Genomic DNA, 19357 nt, shown 5'->3' with positions numbered 1-19357 from the left:
TTGCTCACGAGACTTTGAACAGGTTCCAAGAGTGGCTAACAAACTCCTGACGCTGCGTTGCGCCGACTTGCCGCACTCAAGCACAGACTGGGTCGGCGCGCCTGGCCTCAGGCGTGAAACTGATTTTTGTCAGCCGCCCCAAGCATGCTCAGCGGCTTTTGATCCACAGCCAGCCCAGCGGCAAGGCCGCATTGGCCAACGCGCCGAGCCAGTACAGCGCAAGGAAGGGCTGCTTGCGGGTCTTGTGGCGGAACGCGCGCTGCGCCAGCCAGGCGGCCGGCCAGCCGCCGGCCAGATGCAGCCATTGCAGCCTGGCTTCCGGAATGCGCCATTGGCCGCGCAGTGCCGCGCGCTTGTCCAGCCAATAGGCCAGCAGCGTGGGCGCGGCCATCACGGCATAAGGCAGCCACCACCACCAGGCCAGCCAGCCCAGCAAACAGGCGGCGAGCAAGGGCAGCAACAGCAACAGGATCATGCGCCCGCCTCCCTCAAGGGCAGACGTCGCAAGCCGGATTCGGTCAGCAGCCAGTCCAGCCTCACGTCCCATGCCTCGCGCGGCACCGCGTCCACCTGCTGGCAATCGAACGCCACGCCGACCAGCAGCGGCTTGCCGCTCATGGCGTGCCGGCGGCGGAAGGCCAGCGTGCTGTCGTAGAAGCCGCCGCCCTGTCCCATCCGGTAGCCGTCCCGGTCCACGCCCAGCAAGGGCACGAACACCACGTCCAGCCGTTCGGCGCGCAGCCGCGCGCCAGCGTACTCCAGGATGCGGTAACGCGGATGCAGATACCAGCGGTCGGCGGCGCCCAGCCGGGTGAACCACAGCCGGCGGCCCCGCCGCGGAATCTGCGGCAGATAGACCTCCGCGCCGCGCCACAGCGCAGCGTTCATCACTTCGGCCAGGTCAAGCTCGGAGCCGGCGGCGAGATAGCCGCCGACGCGCTTGCCGCGCGCCAATAAACGGGAGGCGTGGCGGGCGATCGCGCGCGCGGCGGCGGCGCGATAGGCCGGCGGCAGCGCGATGCGGGCGCGACGAAGCTGGCGCCTGAGCGCTGTTTTGTCGATTGCAGGGGAAGATGCGGTCATCAAGGAGGGGGACCCCCCGCGAGTGTCGTTCGGGCTAAATTCGCTTGTACCCTGTTTCCAGGAGGGGCCGCCTGCCAAACATTTCGGGCGCGTTCACTAGGGAACGCGGCACGCCCATGTCTCACGCTGGCAGCCAAAAGCGAACGCATTGGTACAAAGGAATTGTGCGCCTTCACGAACACCGCAGGGGATAAACTGACCTTTGGTGCGCCAGCGCCGCTCGGCTTAAAACAGCGGCTGCTGGCTTTGGCTCAGCGCCTGGTCGGCTGCTTCGCTCATACCGCGTATTTTACGCTGAAACGCCGCGATCTCCAAGCCTTCGCCCACTTTTGTCTTCAAGAGGTCGTGCGCGATGTTCAGCGCGGCCATGATCGCGATCTTGTCGGCGTCCATCACCTTGCCATGCTGCTGAATGGTGGAGATTTTGCCTTCCAGCAGGCGAACCGCCTCCAGCAGCGTTTCCTGCTCGCCCTGCGGCGTGCCGATGGTGAAATGTCTGCCCAGCAGCTCGATATCGACCTGAACCACGTCGCTCATTGCTCGTTCTCCGGCGCGGCGGGCAGGCGCGCAGCCAGGGCCGCCACCCGACTGCGGGTTTCGTTGACGCGGAAGTTCAGCTCGGCGTTCTCCTTCAGCGCTTCGGACAGCGCCTCGGCGAACCGGCCGTTCTGGACTTCCAGTTCCCGGATGCGGGCGATCAGCGCCGCGACGCGGGATTCGAGGTATTCCAGTTCATTGTCCATGGCGGCGAGGATAACGGGCGGCTACTTGGGCGTCAAACCCAGCCGCTGCCGGGCTGTGTCCAGCCGGGCACACAGCTGGTCCGCGCCGTCCACCAGCCTCGGTCCGGGGATGGTGATGGCGTCGCCGGGCAGGGCCAGCAGCGCGCCGTTCGCCACCGCCGGCAGGGCCTGCCAGCGCTTCCACATCGCCAGCGTGGCGTCGTCTCCGGCCACGATGGCCTGCGGCTGCGCCGCCACCACGGCGGCGGTCGACACCTGCGGCGCCGGCAAGGGCAGATCGGCGAACACGTTCACCCCGCCGCAGACGCGGATCAGCGCGTCGATATAGCTCTTGCCGCTGACGGTGAAGATGGGGGTCTGGCTCAGCTGATAGAACACCCGCACCGGCGCGCGACCGCCGTAGCGCTGCCGCAGCGCCGCCAGCCGCTGGCGATAAGCCACGGCCGCCTGAGACGCGGCGGCGTCGGTGCCGGCCAGCTTGCCCAACTTGACGATTTCCTGCGCCACATCGTCCGGCTGCAGCGGATGGCTGATGAACACCGGCACCCCCATGCGCCGCAGCCGATCCAGCTCGCGCGGGGTGCCGCCGTCCTGCCAGGCCACCACCAGATCGGGCTTCTGCCGCAACACCGCCTCCAGGCTGAAGCCGGTAAAGCCGCCGACGCGCGGCAGCTTTTTCGCCGCTTCCGGGTGGTCGCTGTAATCGACGGTGGCCACCACCTTGCCGCCGGCTCCGGCGGCGAACAACAGCTCGGTGGCGTGCGGCACCAGGCTGACGATGCGCGCCGCCGGCCGCTCCAGCGCCACGGTCTTGCCGGCGCCGTCCTCGACCTGGATCGCCGCTCCGGCGCGCGCCGCGCCCAGCAGCAGGCACAAGCCAAACAGCGTCCGCCTCATGCCGCCTCCCCCTTCAACGCCAGCGGCAGGCCGCAGGCCACCAGCGTCACCCGGCCGCAATGCGACGCCGCCAACTGGTTGAGCCGGCCCAGCTCGTCGACGAAGCGGCGGGTTTCGGCATCGCCCGCCACCACGCCCCAGCCCACTTCATTGGACACCAGCAAGACCTCGCCACTTGCGCCATCCAGCGCCGCCAGCAAGGCGTCGCGTTCCGACTCGTACCCGGCCGCGTCGAAACCGGCCTCGCCGAAGAAACGCATCAGCCACATACCCAGGCAGTCGATCAGCAGCAGGCCGTCCGGCGCGTCGTGGGCCGCGATGATGGCCGCCAGGCCGCGGCCGGCCTCCGCCACGCGCCAGTGCGCCGGCCGCTGCGCGCGGTGAAGCGCCACCCGGCGCGCGAACTCGGCGTCGCGCACCTCAGCGGTGGCCAGATAACACACCGGTCCGCCATGCCGGCGGGCCAGGTCTTCGGCATGGCGGCTCTTGCCGCTGCGGGCGCCGCCAGTGATGAGGTGGGGCATGGCTTATCCCTTATTGGCTGTAACGCACGCCGATGAAGGCGCCCAGGCCGCCGGTGTTGTAGCCGTAGGCGGTTTCATATTCGCGGTCGAACAGGTTGTCGACGCGAGCCGTCGCGGTCCAGCGCTTGGCGAAGCGGTAGTTGGCGAAAGCATTGGTCACGCCGTAGCCATGCAGCGATTTGGCCTCGGTATTCGCCGGATCGTCGTATCGGCGGGAAACGATCTGCTGCTCAGCGCCCAAGGTCCACTTGCCCAGCTCCTTGCTGGCGGTGAAGTTGGCGCTCTGGCGCGGACGGCGCGCCAGCCAGTGACCAGTGCCGTCATCGCGGGCGTCCAACAAGGTAAGATTGGCGCCCAGATCGACGCCAGCCACCATCGTGGTACCTTCCAACGTCAAACCACGGATGGTTGCTCGACTGATATTGATCCGGGTATCGACACCATCGGCAGTGGTAGCCGAAGCGATCAAATCGCTCACTCGATTATGGAACGCGGTCAGACTGAAACGACCGCCACTCTTGCTATACACCAACGCCAGCTCGCTATTGAGCGAGCTTTCCGGCTTCAGATTCGGATTGCTCCGGTAGTGGTAGTTGTACTCAGTTATATCGGTTGGGGGATAGTACAAATCATTAAACGTCGGCGCTTTATACGCCGTGCCATAACCTGCCCGGGCCAGCCAGCCCTCGGCAAATCGATAGCCGTAATCCAGCTTGCCGGTGGTCTTGCCGCCGAACTGGTCGTCATGATCGCGACGCAGGCCGGCCTGGAGCAAGCTGTTGCCCTGCTCAAGCTGGTAGGTGGCGAATCCCGCGTACTGAGTGCGCGTGTTTTTCGTGAATGCGCCGCTGCTGTCCATCTTTTGGTCATTGTGGCTTGCCCCCAACACGAACTTGCCCCAATTCGTCGCCAAATCGTTTTGCCAGGTCCACTCGTTTTGAGTGGTCTGGAAGAAACCATCGCGTGCACCGCCGGCCGCGCCATTGAAAGTTTCCTGCTTGTCCTGGCTGTGACTGAAACGCAGCGTGCTGGTCCAGATATCGGTCAAGCGATTGCGCGACTCCAGGCTCTGCCCGGTCAGACGGGTATCAATCCAGTTCTGTCCAACTGGATTCTGATCGAAATCGGCCCGAGCAAACGTCTGGAACAAACGCAGCGTCAAATCATGCCCCGGAGCCAGCGTCTGGGTCACATTGGCGGTGTAGCCGTCATTGCGATAACCATCGTTATCGGGGTTATACCCGGATCCGCTTCTCGGATTGGTCGCCGAAAACCCATCGGACTGGGCATGGCTCAGCTGCAGGCTGTAGGCGGTGTTGCCGCTTTTGCCGCCCACGCCCGCCGTCAATTTTCCAGTGCCGCGGCTGCCAGCCTCGAAGCCAGCATTGAAACGCGGCTCGCCCTCGCCCTTGCGGGTGAAGATCTGTATCACGCCACCGATGGCATCAGCGCCATACAGGCTGGAGGCCGGGCCGCGCAGGATTTCGATACGCTCGATCTGCTCCAGCGGGATGTTCTGGATCGCCGTGGTGCCCGATGTCGCCGACGAAATGCGCATGCCGTCCACCAACACAACCGTATGATCGTTGTTAGTACCGCGCATGAAGATGCTGCTGGAGGTACCCGGACCGCCGTTGCTGGTAATTGTGACGGCTGCCTGGCGCGACAATACCTGCTGCAGCGTCTGCGCGCCGCTTTCCTCGATTTCATCTCGGGTGATCACGGTGGCGTCGGCCAGCGTTTTGGACAGCGGCTGCGCGATGCGGCTCGCCGTCACGATCACCGGATCGCCGGCGAACTGGGGTACGCCATCGGCCAGGGCCAGGCCGGAACAGGCCAGCGCCGTCAGCGCGGCGCAGGTTTGAAGCTTGAACATGAAAACACACTCCACGATAGGGTCAACGTTGAGTGCGAAGAGGACAACAGCAGCAAAGGACGGCACGGCAGAACCGGAACGTCTGTCGAATCGCCTCCCCGCGATACTCCAGTGGCCCACCGGCTTCCGGCCAGTGGCAGCGCAGGCCGGTCTCCGGGCTGAGCCTTGCCGGCGGCGCGCCTTCCCGTCCCGAGGACAGTGGCCCTTGCGCCGCCTGGGCGCATATGCGCCAGGCCTTACCGTTGCGGGGGCAGCGCCGGTTTCTCACCGGCTTCCCGTTTCATCCGGGCGCGCCAGACCGCGCGCCTCCGGACACCTGCTGATCGGCGGATTATAACCCGCCGGACTTTTGGCGGCACCGGCCAAGCAGTAATATGCTTAGAGTCCAGCCGATGCCTCGCGCCGGCTCCCATTCATCATCCGGACCCCCGTCCGCTCCCGCAGCAGGCCCATACCATGAACAGCAGCAAACCCCTGGATCTTTCCGCCCGCAACGCCGCCCGCGCCCGTCAGGCCATCCTGACCAAGCCGCCCGGCAGCCTGGGACAACTGGAGGAACTGGCCTGCCGCTTCGCCGCCTGGCAGGGCCGCGCCCAGCCGGAAGACCTGCGCCCGGCCATCACCGTGTTCGCCGCCGACCACGGCGTCACGGTGGAAGGCGTATCCGCCTTCCCGTCGGCGGTCACCACCGAGATGGTGCGCAACTTCGCCAACGGCGGCGCCGCCATCTGCGTGCTGGCGCGCGCGCTGGACGCGCGGCTGGAAGTGGTGGACGTGGGCGTGGCCGGCGACGTGGCCGCGCTGCCCATCGTCCATGCCAAAGTGAGGCCCGGCAGCCAGAACCTGGCCAAGCAGGCGGCGATGAGCGCCGATGAAACAGCTGCCGCGCTGGAGGCCGGCCGCTCCGCCGCCCGCCGCGCGGTGGAGGCCGGTGCCAACCTGCTGATCGCCGGCGACATGGGCATAGGCAACACCACCGCGTCGGCGGCGCTGATCTGCCGGCTGACCGGCGCGGCGCCTGAGCTGGTGGTGGGCCGCGGCACCGGCGTCGACGACGCCGGCCTGGCCAACAAGCACCGCGCGGTGAAAACCGCGCTGGCTCGGGTGGCCTGGGAAAACCTCAGCGGCCTGGACACGCTGTCCGAGCTGGGCGGCCTGGAAATCGCCGCGATCGCCGGCTTTTACCTGGAAGGCGCGCGGCTGGGCGTGCCGTCGCTGGTGGACGGCTTCATCGCCAGCGCCGCCGCGCTGTGCGCCAAAACGATGGAGCCCTCGCTGCACGATTGGCTGCTGGCCAGCCACCGCTCGGCGGAATCCGGCCATGATCTGGCGCTGAAAGCCTTGCAGCTGCCCCCGCTGGTGGACCTGGGCATGCGCCTGGGCGAAGGCTCCGGCGCCGCCGTGTGCGTGCCGCTGCTGCAACTGGCGGTGAAGCTGCACAACGGCATGGCCACCTTCGCGGAAGCCGGCATCAGCGGCAAATCGGCATGAACCCTTACACGCTGACCCTGCTGCGCCACGGCGACATCGACCACGACGGCAGGCTGATCGGCCTGACCGACCTGCCGCTGACCGAGCTGGGGCACCAGCAGCTGGAACATAGCTGGAAGCGCATCAGCAATCTGGCGCCGGTCACCAGCATCGCCACCTCGCCGCTGCAGCGTTGCCGTGAATTCTCGGTCAAGCAGGCGCTGTCCGGCTCGCTGACGCTGAAGGTAGACCCGCGCTTCGCCGAGATGGATTTCGGCGGCTGGGACGGCCAGCCGGTGGCCGACCTGGAGCAAGCCCACCCGGGCTGGGGCGACGCGCTGGCCGCCGGCCGGCTCAGCCCGCCCGGCGGCGAAACCTTCGAGCAGTTCCGCACCCGGGTGCTGGCCGGCCTGGCCGACTGGATGACCGAAGCCCGCGGCAGCCACCGGCTGCTAGTGACCCACGGCGGCGTGATCACGGTGCTGATGGCCGAGTTGCTGGGCACCGAGTTCGCGGTGGCCAAGCTGATGACGGTGCAACGCGGCGGTTTCGTGCAGCTGTCGATGCTGGAAGGCCATCCTGCCTATCTGCTGCGCCTGGAGTCCGCATGCGCGGACTGATCCTGGCGGTGCAGTTCCTGACCCGGCTGCCCACGCCGCAGCTGGCCGATTTCAAACCCGAATGGCTGGCGGCCAGCGCGCGCTGGTTTCCCGCCGTCGGCGTCATCGTCGGCGCCCTGCTGCTGGCCGCGCTGCGGCTGGGCGGCCTGGTCGACCCCTGGCTGGCGGCGCTGCTGGCGCTGCTGGCCTGGGTGATGGTGACCGGCGGCCTGCACCTGGACGGCCTGGCCGATCTCGCCGACGCGCTGGGCGCGGCCCACCGCTCGCGCGAGCGCTTCTTCGAGGTGCTGAAAGATCCGCATCTGGGCAGCTTCGGCGCGCTCTCGCTGATCCTGGCCGTCGCCGCCAAGCTGGTGCTGCTGATGCTGGCCGCCCGCCACGGCGGCCCGGCCTGGGGCCTGCTGCTGATCCCGGCCTGGGCGCGCGGCTTCGCCGTGGCCTGGTCGGCCACGCTGCCGGCCATCGCGCCGGGCAGCGGAGAGCGCTTCGCCTGGCGCCGGGACTGGGCCGGCATGGGCCTGAACCTGGCCGCGTTGCTGGCGCTGTCCGCCTGGCTGGCCCCGGCGCTGCTGCTGGCCCCGCTGGCCGGCCTGGCCTGGTGGGCCTTCCTGAAGCGCCGCCTGGGGGGCATGACCGGCGACTGCCTGGGAGCAGGCGTGGAGCTTTGCGAAATCGCGATGCTGGGCTTGCTGCTGTGGCGAGTGCCGGGGTGGATTTGATGCCCCGTCCGCAATCTGAGCGGCATCAGAATCGACAGGCAAACCTGATCTGAGTCCGCTGCGCGGACATAATTTACACGGCGGGGCTATCCGCCAGGCAGGCCAAGGGGCTGCGCGGTCAGCATCTTGGCGCCGGAAGCCAGAATGGAGCGGGCGTGCTCGATGATGGACAGCTTGATGGTCAGCGGGTTGTGTACGTCGAACCAGCAGTCGCCGTAGTCAACCACCGCCAGATCATCGAACGGATCGAAGCCCCACGGATGCGGTTTCAGCTCGGCCAGCTGCACGCTGGCCTCCGCCTCAGGATGCGGAACGTCCGCCCTGCAGGGCGGCCCGCGCGCGCCGCGATGCCCAGCGGCCGCGCCACCAGCGCCAGCGCAGCCTGACGTCGTACCAGGCCGGCCTGAGGCCCAGCGCAAACAGGAACAGCGCCAGAGGCAACGTGAAGCCGAAGCCCAGATGCTTGAAACCCAACGCGCCCACCACGCCGCCCAGGAAGAAGGCCAGCAGGATCAGCGTGTAGACGCGGAATTTCTTGCGGTTGGAACGCACCGCCGCCACCCGCGCGTTGGCCTGACGGTTGTAATAGCTCATCTTGGCCAGCTCGATGCCGATATCGGTGGCGATGCCGGTCATGTGGGTGCTGCGCAACAGCCCGCCGGACAGCTTGGTGACGATGGTGTTGTGCATGCCCATGATGAAGCACAGCAGCATCACCGTCGGCGGAGTGAACAGGCCCTTGTGCAGCGACAACCCAGCGCCCAGCAGGCCGAACACCAGCAACAGCAGCGCCTCTTCCATCATCGACACGCCGTAGCCGCCGCGCAGCCTTTGCCTCCGCGCCCACAGGATCAGCCAGGTGCTGTGCATCGCGCCGCCGATGAAGCTGCACAGCATCACCAGCAGCGACAATCCCACTCCGATCTCGCCGGTGGCCCAGGCGTCGGCCATGCCGGACACGACGCCAGACACGTGCGAGGTGTAGCGGTGCACCGCCAGGAAGCCGCCGGCGTTGATCGCGCCGGCGATGAAGGCCATCGCCCAGCCGAGCTGGCGCAATATCCTGTCGTTGAAGCGGCCGCGGTCCAGCAGCCGGGTAATGTGGATGTGTCGGGTCATGGAAAGCCTGGCAAGCAAAACGGCGGCCTGTCGCCGCCGTTGTCGATATTGCGCCGCAGCATGCCACTTGGCAAGCCGCTGGATCAAGCTTTGGCCACGGTCTCCGCTCAGCAGCCCTTCAGCGCGATGCCGGGCGTCAGCCGCTTCTGCAATGCCTTCAGGCGCTCGGCCTGCGCCGCGTCCAGATCCTTGAAGGTCAGCGCGGTGATCTTGGCCGGCTGATCCTTGGACTTGACCACCGCCTTATCGTAGCCGGCCGCCTTCAGCCGCGCCACCAGCGTCTTGGCCGCGTCCTCCTTGCCGAACAGGCCCAGCGACAGATTGCCCTTGAATTCATCGTTGCTGACGATGTAGTTGTCGAAGCCCTTGTCCCTCATCTCGGCCGACAGGGTCTTGGTTTCGGACTGGGTGGCCAGCGGCGGGTAATACACCCAGAAACGGCCGGAACCCTTGCTTTCTTCCTTGCTGTCTTCCTGCATCTGGCCGGATTTCAGCTTCAGTTGCGGCACGCCGCCCTTCACCCGCGCCAGCAGGCTGTCGTTGAGGCCGCTCCAGCGATAGCAGGCCAGCGCTTCGGGTTTCTTGTCCGCAACGGTCTTATCCGGCGTAGCCTTCGCCTTGTCTTGCTCAGCCTTGTCCTGTGGCTTGTCGGCCGCCTTGGCCGCGGGCTTGGACGCTTCCGGCTTGGCTGCCGGCTTGACCTGGGACTTGGTCGCGCTGGCCGCGGGCTTGGTCTCGTGCAGCGGCTGCGCCGCGGGAGCCGAGGCCGCCGGCGCGCTGGCCTGCGCCTTGGGCGCGGACGCGTCCGGCTTCCAGTTGGCGGGCAGCAGCCTCACTTGCCCGGGACTGACCTCCTGGGCGTGCACGTCCAGCGGCGGCCGCTGCTTCAGCGAGCCGTACATCGCCACCACCAGATTCAGCACCACCACCAGCGCCACTAGCCACTTCATCACGTATTCGCCACCTTGAGTAAACCCATCAGCACCAGATTATCCACGATCTGCAACGGCGCCGCGAGCCAGGGCGCGATGCGGGCGGCGTCTCCGCCGGTGAGGATCACCGTGGCCGGCGCGCGGCCGGTGCGTTCAGCCAGCTTGCGCCGCTGCTGCTCGATGGCGCCGGTCAACGCCGCCATCGCGCCGCTGGCCAGCGCGTCCTGCGTCCCCTGCGGAAAATCGGCGATCTCGCCGGCGGCGCGGTTCAGATTGGCCGTGCCCTGGGCCAGGCTGTGCAGCATCAGGCCGTGGCCCGGCAGAATCAGGCCGCCCAGGTAGTCGCCCTCGGCGGTCAGCGCCTCCACCGTCAACGCGGTGCCGGCGCAGGCGACGATAAGATCCCCGCGGCACAGCTCGCGCGCGGCCAGCACCGCCAGCCAGCGGTCCGCGCCCTGCTCGGCGGTGTTGCGATAATGGTTACACACATCGCCAAAACGGCGTTCCGCGTGCACGCGGTGCAATGGGCAGGGCACGGCGGCCGCCAGCGCGTCGGCCACATCCTTGCGCGTCACCGACGACAGCCAGGCGCCCTCGAGCGGCAGGCCGCGCCAGGCATCGGCCAGGCCGGCCAGTTCGCCGTGCTCGGCCGCGCCCTGGCGCACGCAATCCTCGCCCTGATACAAGGCCCACTTCACCCGGCTGTTGCCGGCGTCTATCAATAATTTCATTGGCGCCCCCTCAGGCTGACTTCGCCGATGTGGAAGGCTCTGGGTCCCTGATCCGTTTCCGCCAGCAGCGCGCCGTTTTCGGCCACGCCGCAGGCGGTGCCGTCGATCGGCTCGCCATGCGAGAAGCTCAACCGCACCTGCGCCTGCCGATGGGCGCACAGGCTCCACCACTCGTCGCGCAGCGGCGCGAAGCCTTCGCGGTCGAAATCGGCCAGCACCCGTTCCAGCTCGCCCAACAAAGCGGCCAACACCCGGTTTCGATCCGGCGCCACGCCAGCCTGCTCCAGCGCGGCCACCGGCTGGTCCACCTCGCCCGGATCGGCGACGTTCAAGCCGATGCCGATCACCGCCGCCGCCGGTCCCAGCGCGTCGCCGGACACCTCGATCAGGATGCCGGCCAGCTTGCGGCCATCCAGCAGCACATCGTTCGGCCACTTCAGCTCCACCGGCGCGCCCAGCGCCCGCAACGCGCGCGCCAGCGCGACGCCCACCGCCAACGACAGGCCGGCCAGCTCGGCCAAGCCGCGCTCGAAACGCCACAGCAGCGAGAAGGTCAGGCCCGATCCCAGTCTGGCCTGCCAGCGCCGCCCCAGCCGGCCGCGGCCGGCGGTCTGCTGCTCGCAGGCCAGCACCAGGCCGTGCAAGCCGCCGTTGCCGGCGCGCGCCATCAACTGGCTGTTGGTGGAATCGGTGCGCTCAGCCACCGCCAGCGTGAATGTCTCGGCCGCGGCCGGCGGCAAGCCCGCCCGAACCGCGGCCACGTCCAGCCAGTCAAACGGCTTGGCCAGCCGATAGCCCTGGCCGCGCACGCTGAATACGTCCAGGCCCAGTTCGGACTCGATCGCATGCACCGCCTGCCACACCAGCGTGCGCGAGCAGCCCAGCGCCTGGGCAATGTCCTCGCCGGAGTGGAAGCGGCCGTCGGACAGGCGGCGCAGCACCGCGAACGCGTGCTCGCTCACGCCTTGCCCTCGTTCGCGCGGATTTTTTCCAACGTCTTGGTGGTGGAGGTGTCGAACAGAAAAGGAATGGAGTGCACCTGGCCGCCGCGCGCCAGCGTTTCGCCGCTGCCGACGATCTTGTCCACGGTCCAGTCGCCGCCCTTGACCAACACGTCGGGCTTGATCAGCTCGATCAGCTCGGCCGGGGTGTCGGCGTCGAACCAGGTGACCAGGCTGACGCTCTCCAGCGCCGCCAGCACCGCGGCGCGGTTCAGTTCATTGTTGATCGGACGATCGTCGCCCTTGCCCTGCCGCTTCACCGAAGCATCGGTATTCAAGCCCAGCACCAGGCTGGCGCCCAGCGCGCGCGCCTGCGCCAAGTAGGTGACGTGGCCGCGATGCAGGATGTCGAAGCAGCCGTTGGTGAACACCAGCGGCCGCGGCAGCGCGGCCAGACGCTCGGCCAGCTGTTCCGGCGGGCAGATTTTGTCTTCAAACGACGGCGACGGGTAAACCATGCTTTTCCTTGAGCGGACGCCGACGCGGCACATCATGCCGAGACCGCCGCGGCGCCATGAAACGGAACGGATCGCGAAGCATACCACCGTCGCCGACGGCTGCCCAACTCCGGCCGCCTCAGGGACAGGTGAGCGCGACGCCGGCCAGCGTGACGCCGGCCTTGCTCGCCTGCTGGATGTAGCCGGTGGTCTGCAGATTGAACGACAACGCATAGCTGACGCCCCGGCTGTCGCAAAGGCGGAAATCGCCGGTCTGGGCTGCCGCGACATAGGGCGGGCGGGGATTGAAACTGATGCTGGAGATGGCCGCGCCCGCGGAAGTGGCGGCGTTGATGGTGGGCGAGGAGCCGGCGGTCAGCGGTTGGGCCTGCACTCTGGTGGAGCTTGCGCTGCCCTGCGGCAATTCGAAAATCGCCCAGCCGGCGCTCCAGCTGGCGCCGCAGCTGGAGGCGGAGCTGGCGTTGTAGGGACAGATGGTCACCACGTCGTCGTTGCTGATCGACAATGCCCGCGCCTGGTTCATCGCGCTGATCAGCTGGTCGCGCGTGCTGCTCAGCCTCTCGTTCTGAACGAACACCTGCCAGGCCGGCAGGGCCACGGTCACCATCAGCACCGCCACAGCGATGGTCACCATCATTTCCACCAGCGTGAAACCCCTCCCCGCCTGCGGTCTCATCTCCAGCGCCTCAATGCGGCCAGCAGGTGCTGGACGAATCCGCGCCTTGCGAGGTCAACGCGCTGCGGATGCCGCCGTTGCCGACGCTGAAGCTGCTGCAACTGGTATCGGCAGTCTGCAGGCCCGGACTGGTCGGCGTAGCCGTCAGCGTGTAGGCGCTGGCGCTGGTGGACGAGGCGATCTGCACTTGGTAATAACCGCTGGGAGACGCCGTAGTCACCGCGCAGGAAGCGTTGTTGTAGGCGAAATACTGCGAATAACACTGCTCCATTTGCGCCTGCGCCGTACTCAGCGCCTGCCAGGCGTCGCTGCGCCGCGATCGCTGCGCATAGCCGGTATACATCGGATAGGCGATGGTGCCCAGGATGGCGACGATCGCCAGGGTGATCATCAGTTCGACCAGCGTGAGGCCGCGCATGCGACCTCTCCGCCCCATGGGCTTTTTTAAAGGATTTGCCACCATCCGCTCCAGGAATAGTATTGCTGCGACGGACTGCTGCTGGTGCAGTTGAGCTTGCCGTTGGCGCAGTTGTTGCGGCTGTTGCCGTTGCCGCCGCCCACCAGGATGCTGGCGGAGTAGCCGCCTTGGTTGGAAACCACGAAAGCCGGCGACGAGGCGAAGAAACTGCCCAGTTGCACGCCCGACAGCGGCTGCTGGCTGTAAACGTCGCTGCCGTTGACCACCCCGTCGCCGTTGGCGTCCAGGAAAGGCTGGGCCGGAGGGCCGCCCGTCGCGTAGCTGGACGCCATCAGGAAGGAGCTGCCGCCCGCAGTGCAGGGCGAGGACGACGGCGTGAACGTGGTGTACACCACGTTGCCGGCGAAAAGCTGCGGATTGGTCAGCACTCGGGCGCCGCTGCCGGCGAAGCCCAGCGTGTAATACCAGCCATACAGCGTCGGGCAGGTCCTGCCCACCACGCAGCTGAGCGGCGGATTGGGGCTCTGCCAGTTGTATTGCGTGGACGAGACTGTGGTGCTGGGGAAGCCGGACACGGACGTGGAGATCGCGGTTTCGGTCTGCTGCAGCAGATTGGACGACGTCAGGCCGGTGATGGTCATATTGTCGTAGACCGCGTAGAAGGCCTGGGTGTTGGTATTGGTCAGATCGGCCTGGGCCAGCAACTGGCCGGTGCCGAAGTACACCATCATGCCCTTCTGCTTGGGGAAGTTGGGATTCAGCGTCGCCACCGGCGCGGCGGTGATCGGCTGGTGGTTGCCGCTGCTGTCGGCAGCGGTGAACAACAGCCGCGCCGACCAGTTGGCCGGATTCGAGCTGGACACGTTGATCGCCCACAGATTGCCCTGCAGGTCGCCAGCGTAGACGGTATCCACCGCCGCGCCGGCGTTGCCGCTGCTATTGACCGCCACCACCTCGGACAGGCCCTGCGGCGCGCTGCTGTTGCAGGCGGCCGGCACCGAGCTGCACAGGTCTATCTTGGCCAGCGTGGCGCCGGTCTGCGGATTGACCGCGTAGAAGATCGCGTGGTTGCCGCTGCTGGCGTAGCCATTGCCGAAAAACACCGCGAAGGCGTTGGTCGCGCCGTTCAGGCGGGCGACCGTAGGACGGCCATAGGAATAGCCCATGCCTGTATCGCTGAATTCCCACAGTGCGGCGCTGGCCAGCGCCGTTTCCGTAGTCAGCGTGGAAGGCGAGGTAACGTCGAGCGCGTAGATGGTCTTGCCCCCGCCTCCCAGCCCGCCCACCAGCACCGAATGCCAGCTATTGTCGGAAAACATCACATCCCCAGCCTGGGGCGAGCCATCGACGAAATAGAGGTGATTGTTGTTGTACGAGGCGCTGGTCAGCTGGTACAGGTTGGCGAACACGCCATTGGGCACGAAGGCAAAGGCCTCGTTGCCGGTATTGGCGTTGAAGGCATGCACCATGCCGTCGTTGGCGCCGACGTAAAGCATCGGCGTGCGGCTGGCGTTGTTGCTGGCGAAGGTCTGATAGCTGGTATCGATATAAGGGCCATTCGGCTTGGCGACATAGGCTGGCCCGCTGTCGATGATGTCGCCCAGCAAATGGCTGCGGTTGCGGAATCCGCCGCCGTTGCGCACCTCCTGGGAAGTGTCGCCCCGCAAGTAGTTGACGCGAAGGCTGCCCTTGGTATCCGAGGGCTGCAATTGCGACTGCTGCGTGCTGTTGATCCCAGTGACGCCAGTGGCTGGCCAGCGGAACGGCACGCCCTTGTTGTTCACTCCGTCCCAGGTGGCGATCAGCCGGGTATTCTGCCAGCCGCTGCCGCTGGCGAGCGTGTCCACCTGGGTTTGCGCGCTCCAGCTGGCCGAAGTGCTGACGTTCAAGCCGCTGCTGCTGCCGAGCGTGTAGGCCGCCAGGTCGCCAGTCCAGTCGCTGTACGGGGTGTCGCTGGGGTTGAAGCTGGCCAGGAAAGCCTGGGTGTTGGTGCTGAGCGTGGTGCTGTTCAGCGCCACCGAGGCCTGGTCGTAACTGCCCTTCTGGATTTGCACCAGGATCGCGCTCAGCGCGTTGCTGAAAGCCGTCGGACTCACCGCGGGATAGTAGGAGCCGGTGTTGCCCGCCACCGCCATCGCGGTCAGCGTCTGCGCCGCCACCGGATTGGTGGCCGGCGCCACCCCCGCGCCCAGGCCTATCACATAGGTTTTGATGCCGGCAGTGGCCAGGGTCTGGATCTGGCTGATGGCGTCGAGCAGGGCCTGGCTGTTGGTGCCGCTGGTATTCAGCGAGCCATCGGCGTTGAAGCTGGCGGTCACGCCGTAGCCGGTGGCCGCGGCGCTGCCCACCGGGGGCCAGAAATAGCCGCTCTTGTCCTGGGTTGGCAAGCCGTCGGTGATCAGCACCACATACTTCTGCGGCGCGCAGCCGCTGCTGGACGAGGTACTGGTGAAAGACGTTTGCGCAGTCTTCAACAGTGCATAGATCGGCGATTGCCCCGCCGCCGACTTGATCTCCGTCGTGCCGGTGGAGTTGGTTTCCGGCTGCAGAAACGGGGAAAAGGTATTGTAGGCGCTGGTGATCTGGCTGGACGACGGGCTGCCCAGATTGGTCATCGCCACATTGGTGGTGGCGCCGCTGTATGACTGCGAGCCGCCATAGCCCCAGCCCCGCTGCACATACATCACCTGGGGAGTGAAGGGTACGTAGCCGGCATTGGTGGGCGACGTGCTCCAGGAAGAGAATCCGCCCGGCGCCATCAGGCTGTAGCCAACCGATACCGAACCGTTCTTGTAGCTGTTCAGCGAGTAGTAACTGTAGGGATTGCTAGGACTGACCGTGCCGTAAGTCATGAACACCGGGTTCAATCCCGTGGTGTACAACACGTCGTTGATGTTGGCGTCATCGCTGGTGGCAGCCACCGTCATGTATTGGGCGCCGCTCACGGTAACGCCGCTAAGCCCAAGTCCCAACACGATCGCCGCGCAATTGCTCTTCACCGTCGAAAACAGGATGCTCAGCGACAAATAGCCATAGCAGGGGTTGATAACCGTATCGGTGGCGCTGGTGGCGGTCGCCGTGTTGGTGAAGGAGAAGCCGCCCGGCGGCGACATGTAGTAAACCCAGGTCGTGTATAGCGAGGTGCGGCTGGTCTGGTAGGACAATAAGGAAAAATCGGTGGTGGCGAGATAGGTGTTCAGTATCGACAGGATGCCGGCCTTGGCCACGTTGAGCCGCGACGGGCTGTTGTCGGCCAGCTGCCCGCCCGACAAGGTCGAGGTATAGGGCTGCATGCTGCCGGCCGCGCCGCCGGAAATGGGCGGCGTGAAGTTGGCCGGCACCGGGTAGTTGATGGGCGAGGCAGAGCTGGTCAAACCGCCAACCGCGCCGGAACCGGTCAGCAAGGCGCCGCCGCGGCCGGTATAGGTGGTGGAAAAACCGTTGCTGCAGTTGGCGCTGCTATTGCCGGTGCCGTTGCAATAGGTGATGGTGCTGCCGTCCATCGATTCGGAGTTGGTCACCGCGATCACCACCTGCGGCCGCGCCGGCGTGCTGATGGTCAGGGGCACCTGGGAGATCGCCAATGTCGCGGTTGAACCCGCGCCGCGCACCCATAGGGCCGCCAGCGTCAACCCGGCCAGCAGCGCGATGCTGCCGGCGATGCGCGTCAAGGTTGTCCGGTTCGCCATATCCGCCTCACTGCGTGAAGATCGCCTGCACCACCACTGGACTGGCGCCGCTGCTGGTCGCCACCCGGGCGGTGACCCGGTAGTTGTTGCTGCCTGCCTGCAGGCCATAAATGCCGCGATTGCCGCAGCTCACGCCAGCGCGGCACGAGGCTGGCATGCTCTCCACCACGTAGCTGCTGACGATGCCGGAAACCGCCGGCGTGCCGGCGTAGCCGCTTATCGTCTTGGTGTTGTCGCTCCAGAACGAAGCGGTATACAGATTCTGCTGCCAGATCGGCGTCGCGCTGGCATTGAACTGGTAATAACCGTTGCTGCCGGAAACGGTGAAGCTCTGGCTGGCGAAATTGCCCTGCAGCATCGAGGCGTAGGCTTGACGCAGCGTGCCTTCCGCCAGCTGCAGATTATTCTGATACAAGGCATTATTGCTGGCCATGTGCAGCTGGCCCAACGACTGGCTGCTGCCCGCCAGACCCAGAATCATGATCACCAGCATGAAAATCAGCGCGACGATCAGCACCACGCCCTTCTGCCCCGCGGGATAGGTTCGCAAGATCGTCATAGTCCGGCATTCCTCAGGGACACGGTCATCGTGTACACGTGGCGCAATCGGGTATCGCAAGGCACCACCACGGTGCTGCCCAACACCGTCCAACTGGTCTGATTCGCGCAACCCGAGCGCGCGCCCGCCGGCGCCGAACCCAGCGGGCCCTCCAACAAGGCGGCTATCCTCAGGCTGTTGACCTGCGCCCAATTGCTGACCTGGGCTGCGGGCAGATACTGCGTGGTCACGCCCGGCGTGCTTCCAACGCCGTACCACACCTGCAAGGCATCCACGCCGGGCACCACCGGCGTCAATTGCCAGCTGGAGGCTGTTCCGTCATATACCGCCTGATACAACGCGCTCTGCGCGCCTGTCGCCTGCGCGACGAAATAGGCGGTTTGCGACAAAGGCACCGCCACCGAGCCCACCGGAAAATCCGCATCCAAAGCCTGCTTCAGATTGATCACGCTGCCGCTGCTGGCGCTGCCGACGCTATTGACTTGCAGAATCGACGAGTGCCCGCAATTGGATACCGCCAACAGGTTGTTAGCCACCACCCCGGAGGCCGCCAGCGTAACCAGGGCCGTGCTGCCGGCCGATGCGTAGGTATTGACCCACACCGGCGTCGTGCCATTGGTTTGCCCGGCGAAAACCAGCACATCGCTGCCCTGCGCCACTTTGCCTTGCAGGCTGCTATCCAGCGTCGGCGACCAGTCGGTCAATGTGCTGTCGTTGTTGCCGTTGAGCGCGCTCAGCGTCAGCGTCGACGAGGCCAGCGTCGCGTCATAACCGATGACCGGCGAGTTGAAGTTGCTCAACAGGCCATTTGCCGTCACCAGCGCATTGGAAGTAGTGGCGCCGGAGCAGCCAAAAAAGCCGGCAGAACGCGCCGTCTGCGAAATCACGCTGGACAAGGTCGCGCCGGCGTTCTGCAACATGCCCTGGCCGGCATTGGTGGAATAATCCTTGCGCCCGCCCACCATGATGCCGACCAGGGCCGTCAGCAGCAGCAAACCGATGGTGATCGCCACCATCAGTTCAATCAGGGAGAATCCAGACTGCGCTCGCCAGGCTTTCACATGATGGTCCTCACCGTCACGGTCTGCAGGCTGCCGCCGCTCACCGCATTGCCATCGGTCCACCAGATCTGCACCACGCGCTCGGTGCTGCCGCCGTTTGTCGGCTGATAAACGCTGCCGGTGCCGCCGGGCAGATTGTTCTGCAGATCGCTCAGCCACTGATACTTGTCATAAGTGGCCATCGTCGCCGCGCTGCACGCGGAAGTGACACAATTGCTTTGCAGAGAGGAAGGCGTAGTGCCGGACGCCACATCGTAGTTGCCCACGCTGACCTGGGCTGAATTCGCCCGCATCCGGTCAACCATATCGTAAGCGTATTGGGTGGCCATCTGCCGTAGATAAGCCGAGCCGCTCGCGCGCTCCGCATTCAGTATCACGGCGATGGCTGCCAGCACGCCCATCGCCAGCACCAGCAGCGCAATCAGCACCTCCAGCATGGTGAACCCCGCCGCCGGCCGCCTCAGTCCATTGCGCATGTCCATCCCCATTGCCCGGCTGTCATTGCCAGAATAGCTCCGGCGAATGACAAATGGCAGCCAGCGCCGACAAAAGGACGGATAGCGACGATGGACGGCGATCAACCGCATCGGCTGGCAATCAGCCCAGCGGAAACGCCAAAGCCCCGCCGGGTTCCGGTCGGGGCTGCTTGGGGGAGGTTTCGCGCGCGCAATGCAAAAACCCCAGCTCAATGAGCTGGGGTTTTGCGTATGAGGCGTCTGGCGGTGTCCTACTTTCACATGGCGAATGCCACACTATCATCGGCGCTAAGGCGTTTCACGGT

21 protein-coding genes, 1 other RNA gene, 1 pseudogene and 1 riboswitch are annotated in these 19357 nt (G+C 66.1%); of the genes and pseudogenes, 3 read left to right on the top strand and 20 right to left on the bottom strand.

What is annotated here, in order from left to right:
* Positions 1 to 148: 148 nt before the first annotated feature.
* The 8 genes from VA599_RS23460 to VA599_RS23425 form a co-directional block, all read right to left on the bottom strand.
* A complete protein-coding gene (locus tag VA599_RS23460; RefSeq protein WP_021477209.1) occupies positions 149 to 475 on the bottom strand; it encodes a DUF1294 domain-containing protein in 327 nt (108 codons plus the stop codon).
* On the bottom strand, positions 472 to 1083 hold the full coding sequence (locus VA599_RS23455; protein WP_021477210.1) for a 5-formyltetrahydrofolate cyclo-ligase: 612 nt from the start codon (positions 1081 to 1083) through the stop codon (positions 472 to 474). The genes VA599_RS23460 and VA599_RS23455 overlap by 4 nt, the downstream gene beginning before the upstream one ends.
* Before the next feature lie 9 nt (positions 1084 to 1092).
* Positions 1093 to 1276: non-coding RNA, 6S RNA (gene ssrS / locus VA599_RS23450), on the bottom strand.
* A 32-nt stretch (positions 1277 to 1308) separates the two neighbouring features.
* On the bottom strand, positions 1309 to 1620 hold the full coding sequence (locus VA599_RS23445; protein WP_231152848.1) for a cell division protein ZapA: 312 nt from the start codon (positions 1618 to 1620) through the stop codon (positions 1309 to 1311).
* Positions 1617 to 1826, bottom strand: coding sequence for a hypothetical protein (locus tag VA599_RS23440; protein ID WP_021477212.1), 210 nt, complete (start codon positions 1824 to 1826; stop codon positions 1617 to 1619). Before VA599_RS23440 ends, VA599_RS23445 begins: the two co-directional genes overlap by 4 nt.
* Positions 1827 to 1847: 21 nt before the next feature.
* A complete protein-coding gene (locus VA599_RS23435) occupies positions 1848 to 2723 on the bottom strand; it encodes a cobalamin-binding protein (RefSeq protein WP_346790895.1) in 876 nt (291 codons plus the stop codon).
* Complete coding sequence (gene cobU, locus VA599_RS23430; RefSeq protein WP_346790894.1) at positions 2720 to 3247, bottom strand: bifunctional adenosylcobinamide kinase/adenosylcobinamide-phosphate guanylyltransferase; 528 nt, start codon at positions 3245 to 3247, stop codon at positions 2720 to 2722. The genes VA599_RS23435 and cobU overlap by 4 nt, the downstream gene beginning before the upstream one ends.
* A 10-nt stretch (positions 3248 to 3257) precedes the next feature.
* Positions 3258 to 5123, bottom strand: coding sequence for a TonB-dependent receptor domain-containing protein (locus VA599_RS23425; RefSeq protein WP_346790893.1), 1866 nt, complete (start codon positions 5121 to 5123; stop codon positions 3258 to 3260).
* 127 nt (positions 5124 to 5250) lie between these two features.
* Positions 5251 to 5458: riboswitch (cobalamin riboswitch) on the bottom strand.
* A 121-nt stretch (positions 5459 to 5579) separates the two neighbouring features.
* Between VA599_RS23425 and cobT the strand changes: the two genes are divergently transcribed.
* Genes cobT through cobS form a run of 3 tightly spaced genes read left to right on the top strand, consistent with a single transcriptional unit; the run spans position 5580 to position 7932 of the window.
* Positions 5580 to 6614 carry a nicotinate-nucleotide--dimethylbenzimidazole phosphoribosyltransferase gene (gene cobT, locus VA599_RS23420; protein WP_346790892.1) on the top strand — a complete coding sequence of 345 codons (1035 nt, stop codon included), beginning with the start codon at positions 5580 to 5582 and terminating at the stop codon, positions 6612 to 6614.
* On the top strand, positions 6611 to 7213 hold the full coding sequence (locus VA599_RS23415; RefSeq protein ID WP_346790890.1) for a histidine phosphatase family protein: 603 nt from the start codon (positions 6611 to 6613) through the stop codon (positions 7211 to 7213). Before cobT ends, VA599_RS23415 begins: the two co-directional genes overlap by 4 nt.
* Positions 7201 to 7932 carry an adenosylcobinamide-GDP ribazoletransferase gene (gene cobS / locus VA599_RS23410; protein WP_346790889.1) on the top strand — a complete coding sequence of 244 codons (732 nt, stop codon included), beginning with the start codon at positions 7201 to 7203 and terminating at the stop codon, positions 7930 to 7932. The genes VA599_RS23415 and cobS overlap by 13 nt, the downstream gene beginning before the upstream one ends.
* Before the next feature lie 116 nt (positions 7933 to 8048).
* Here cobS and VA599_RS23405 read toward each other — a convergent pair.
* The 12 genes and pseudogenes from VA599_RS23405 to pilV all read right to left on the bottom strand — a co-directional run.
* Positions 8049 to 8225 (bottom strand): annotated as a pseudogene (locus VA599_RS23405) (agmatinase); the annotation flags it as partial.
* Between the two features lie 7 nt (positions 8226 to 8232).
* Complete coding sequence (locus VA599_RS23400) at positions 8233 to 9051, bottom strand: YoaK family protein (protein WP_104945599.1); 819 nt, start codon at positions 9049 to 9051, stop codon at positions 8233 to 8235.
* Positions 9052 to 9158: 107 nt separating this feature from the next.
* A complete protein-coding gene (locus tag VA599_RS23395) occupies positions 9159 to 10001 on the bottom strand; it encodes an SPOR domain-containing protein (RefSeq protein WP_346790887.1) in 843 nt (280 codons plus the stop codon).
* Positions 10001 to 10714 carry a type III pantothenate kinase gene (locus VA599_RS23390; protein WP_346790885.1) on the bottom strand — a complete coding sequence of 238 codons (714 nt, stop codon included), beginning with the start codon at positions 10712 to 10714 and terminating at the stop codon, positions 10001 to 10003. The genes VA599_RS23395 and VA599_RS23390 overlap by 1 nt, the downstream gene beginning before the upstream one ends.
* Positions 10711 to 11676 (bottom strand): biotin--[acetyl-CoA-carboxylase] ligase, encoded by a 966-nt coding sequence (locus VA599_RS23385; protein ID WP_346790883.1) that lies wholly within the window; start codon positions 11674 to 11676, stop codon positions 10711 to 10713. Before VA599_RS23385 ends, VA599_RS23390 begins: the two co-directional genes overlap by 4 nt.
* Positions 11673 to 12173: a D-glycero-beta-D-manno-heptose 1-phosphate adenylyltransferase gene (gene rfaE2, locus VA599_RS23380; protein ID WP_021475813.1), complete on the bottom strand. Its 501-nt coding sequence runs from the start codon at positions 12171 to 12173 to the stop codon at positions 11673 to 11675. The genes VA599_RS23385 and rfaE2 overlap by 4 nt, the downstream gene beginning before the upstream one ends.
* A gap of 118 nt (positions 12174 to 12291) precedes the next feature.
* The gene (locus VA599_RS23375) at positions 12292 to 12849 is read right to left on the bottom strand and encodes a GspH/FimT family pseudopilin (protein WP_104945603.1); all 558 of its coding nucleotides are present in this window, start codon (positions 12847 to 12849) and stop codon (positions 12292 to 12294) included.
* A 10-nt stretch (positions 12850 to 12859) separates the two neighbouring features.
* Positions 12860 to 13267 carry a type IV pilin protein gene (locus VA599_RS23370; RefSeq protein ID WP_158677428.1) on the bottom strand — a complete coding sequence of 136 codons (408 nt, stop codon included), beginning with the start codon at positions 13265 to 13267 and terminating at the stop codon, positions 12860 to 12862.
* Positions 13268 to 13293: 26 nt separating this feature from the next.
* A complete protein-coding gene (locus VA599_RS23365; RefSeq protein WP_346790880.1) occupies positions 13294 to 16956 on the bottom strand; it encodes a pilus assembly protein in 3663 nt (1220 codons plus the stop codon).
* A 7-nt stretch (positions 16957 to 16963) separates the two neighbouring features.
* On the bottom strand, positions 16964 to 17515 hold the full coding sequence (locus tag VA599_RS23360; protein WP_021475817.1) for a pilus assembly PilX family protein: 552 nt from the start codon (positions 17513 to 17515) through the stop codon (positions 16964 to 16966).
* Entirely contained in the window at positions 17512 to 18576 is a 1065-nt protein-coding gene (locus VA599_RS23355) for a PilW family protein (protein WP_031295841.1), read from the bottom strand. The genes VA599_RS23360 and VA599_RS23355 overlap by 4 nt, the downstream gene beginning before the upstream one ends.
* Positions 18573 to 19052, bottom strand: a complete 480-nt coding sequence (gene pilV, locus VA599_RS23350) for a type IV pilus modification protein PilV (RefSeq protein ID WP_158677431.1) — start codon at positions 19050 to 19052, stop codon at positions 18573 to 18575. The genes VA599_RS23355 and pilV overlap by 4 nt, the downstream gene beginning before the upstream one ends.
* Between the last annotated feature and the right edge of the window lie 305 nt (positions 19053 to 19357).

The sequence above is a fragment of the Chromobacterium indicum genome (assembly GCF_039708975.1).
GTDB classification, from domain to species: domain Bacteria; phylum Pseudomonadota; class Gammaproteobacteria; order Burkholderiales; family Chromobacteriaceae; genus Chromobacterium; species Chromobacterium piscinae.
Note: the sequence above shows the minus strand (reverse complement) of the source record. Positions and strands in the feature narration are given on the sequence as shown.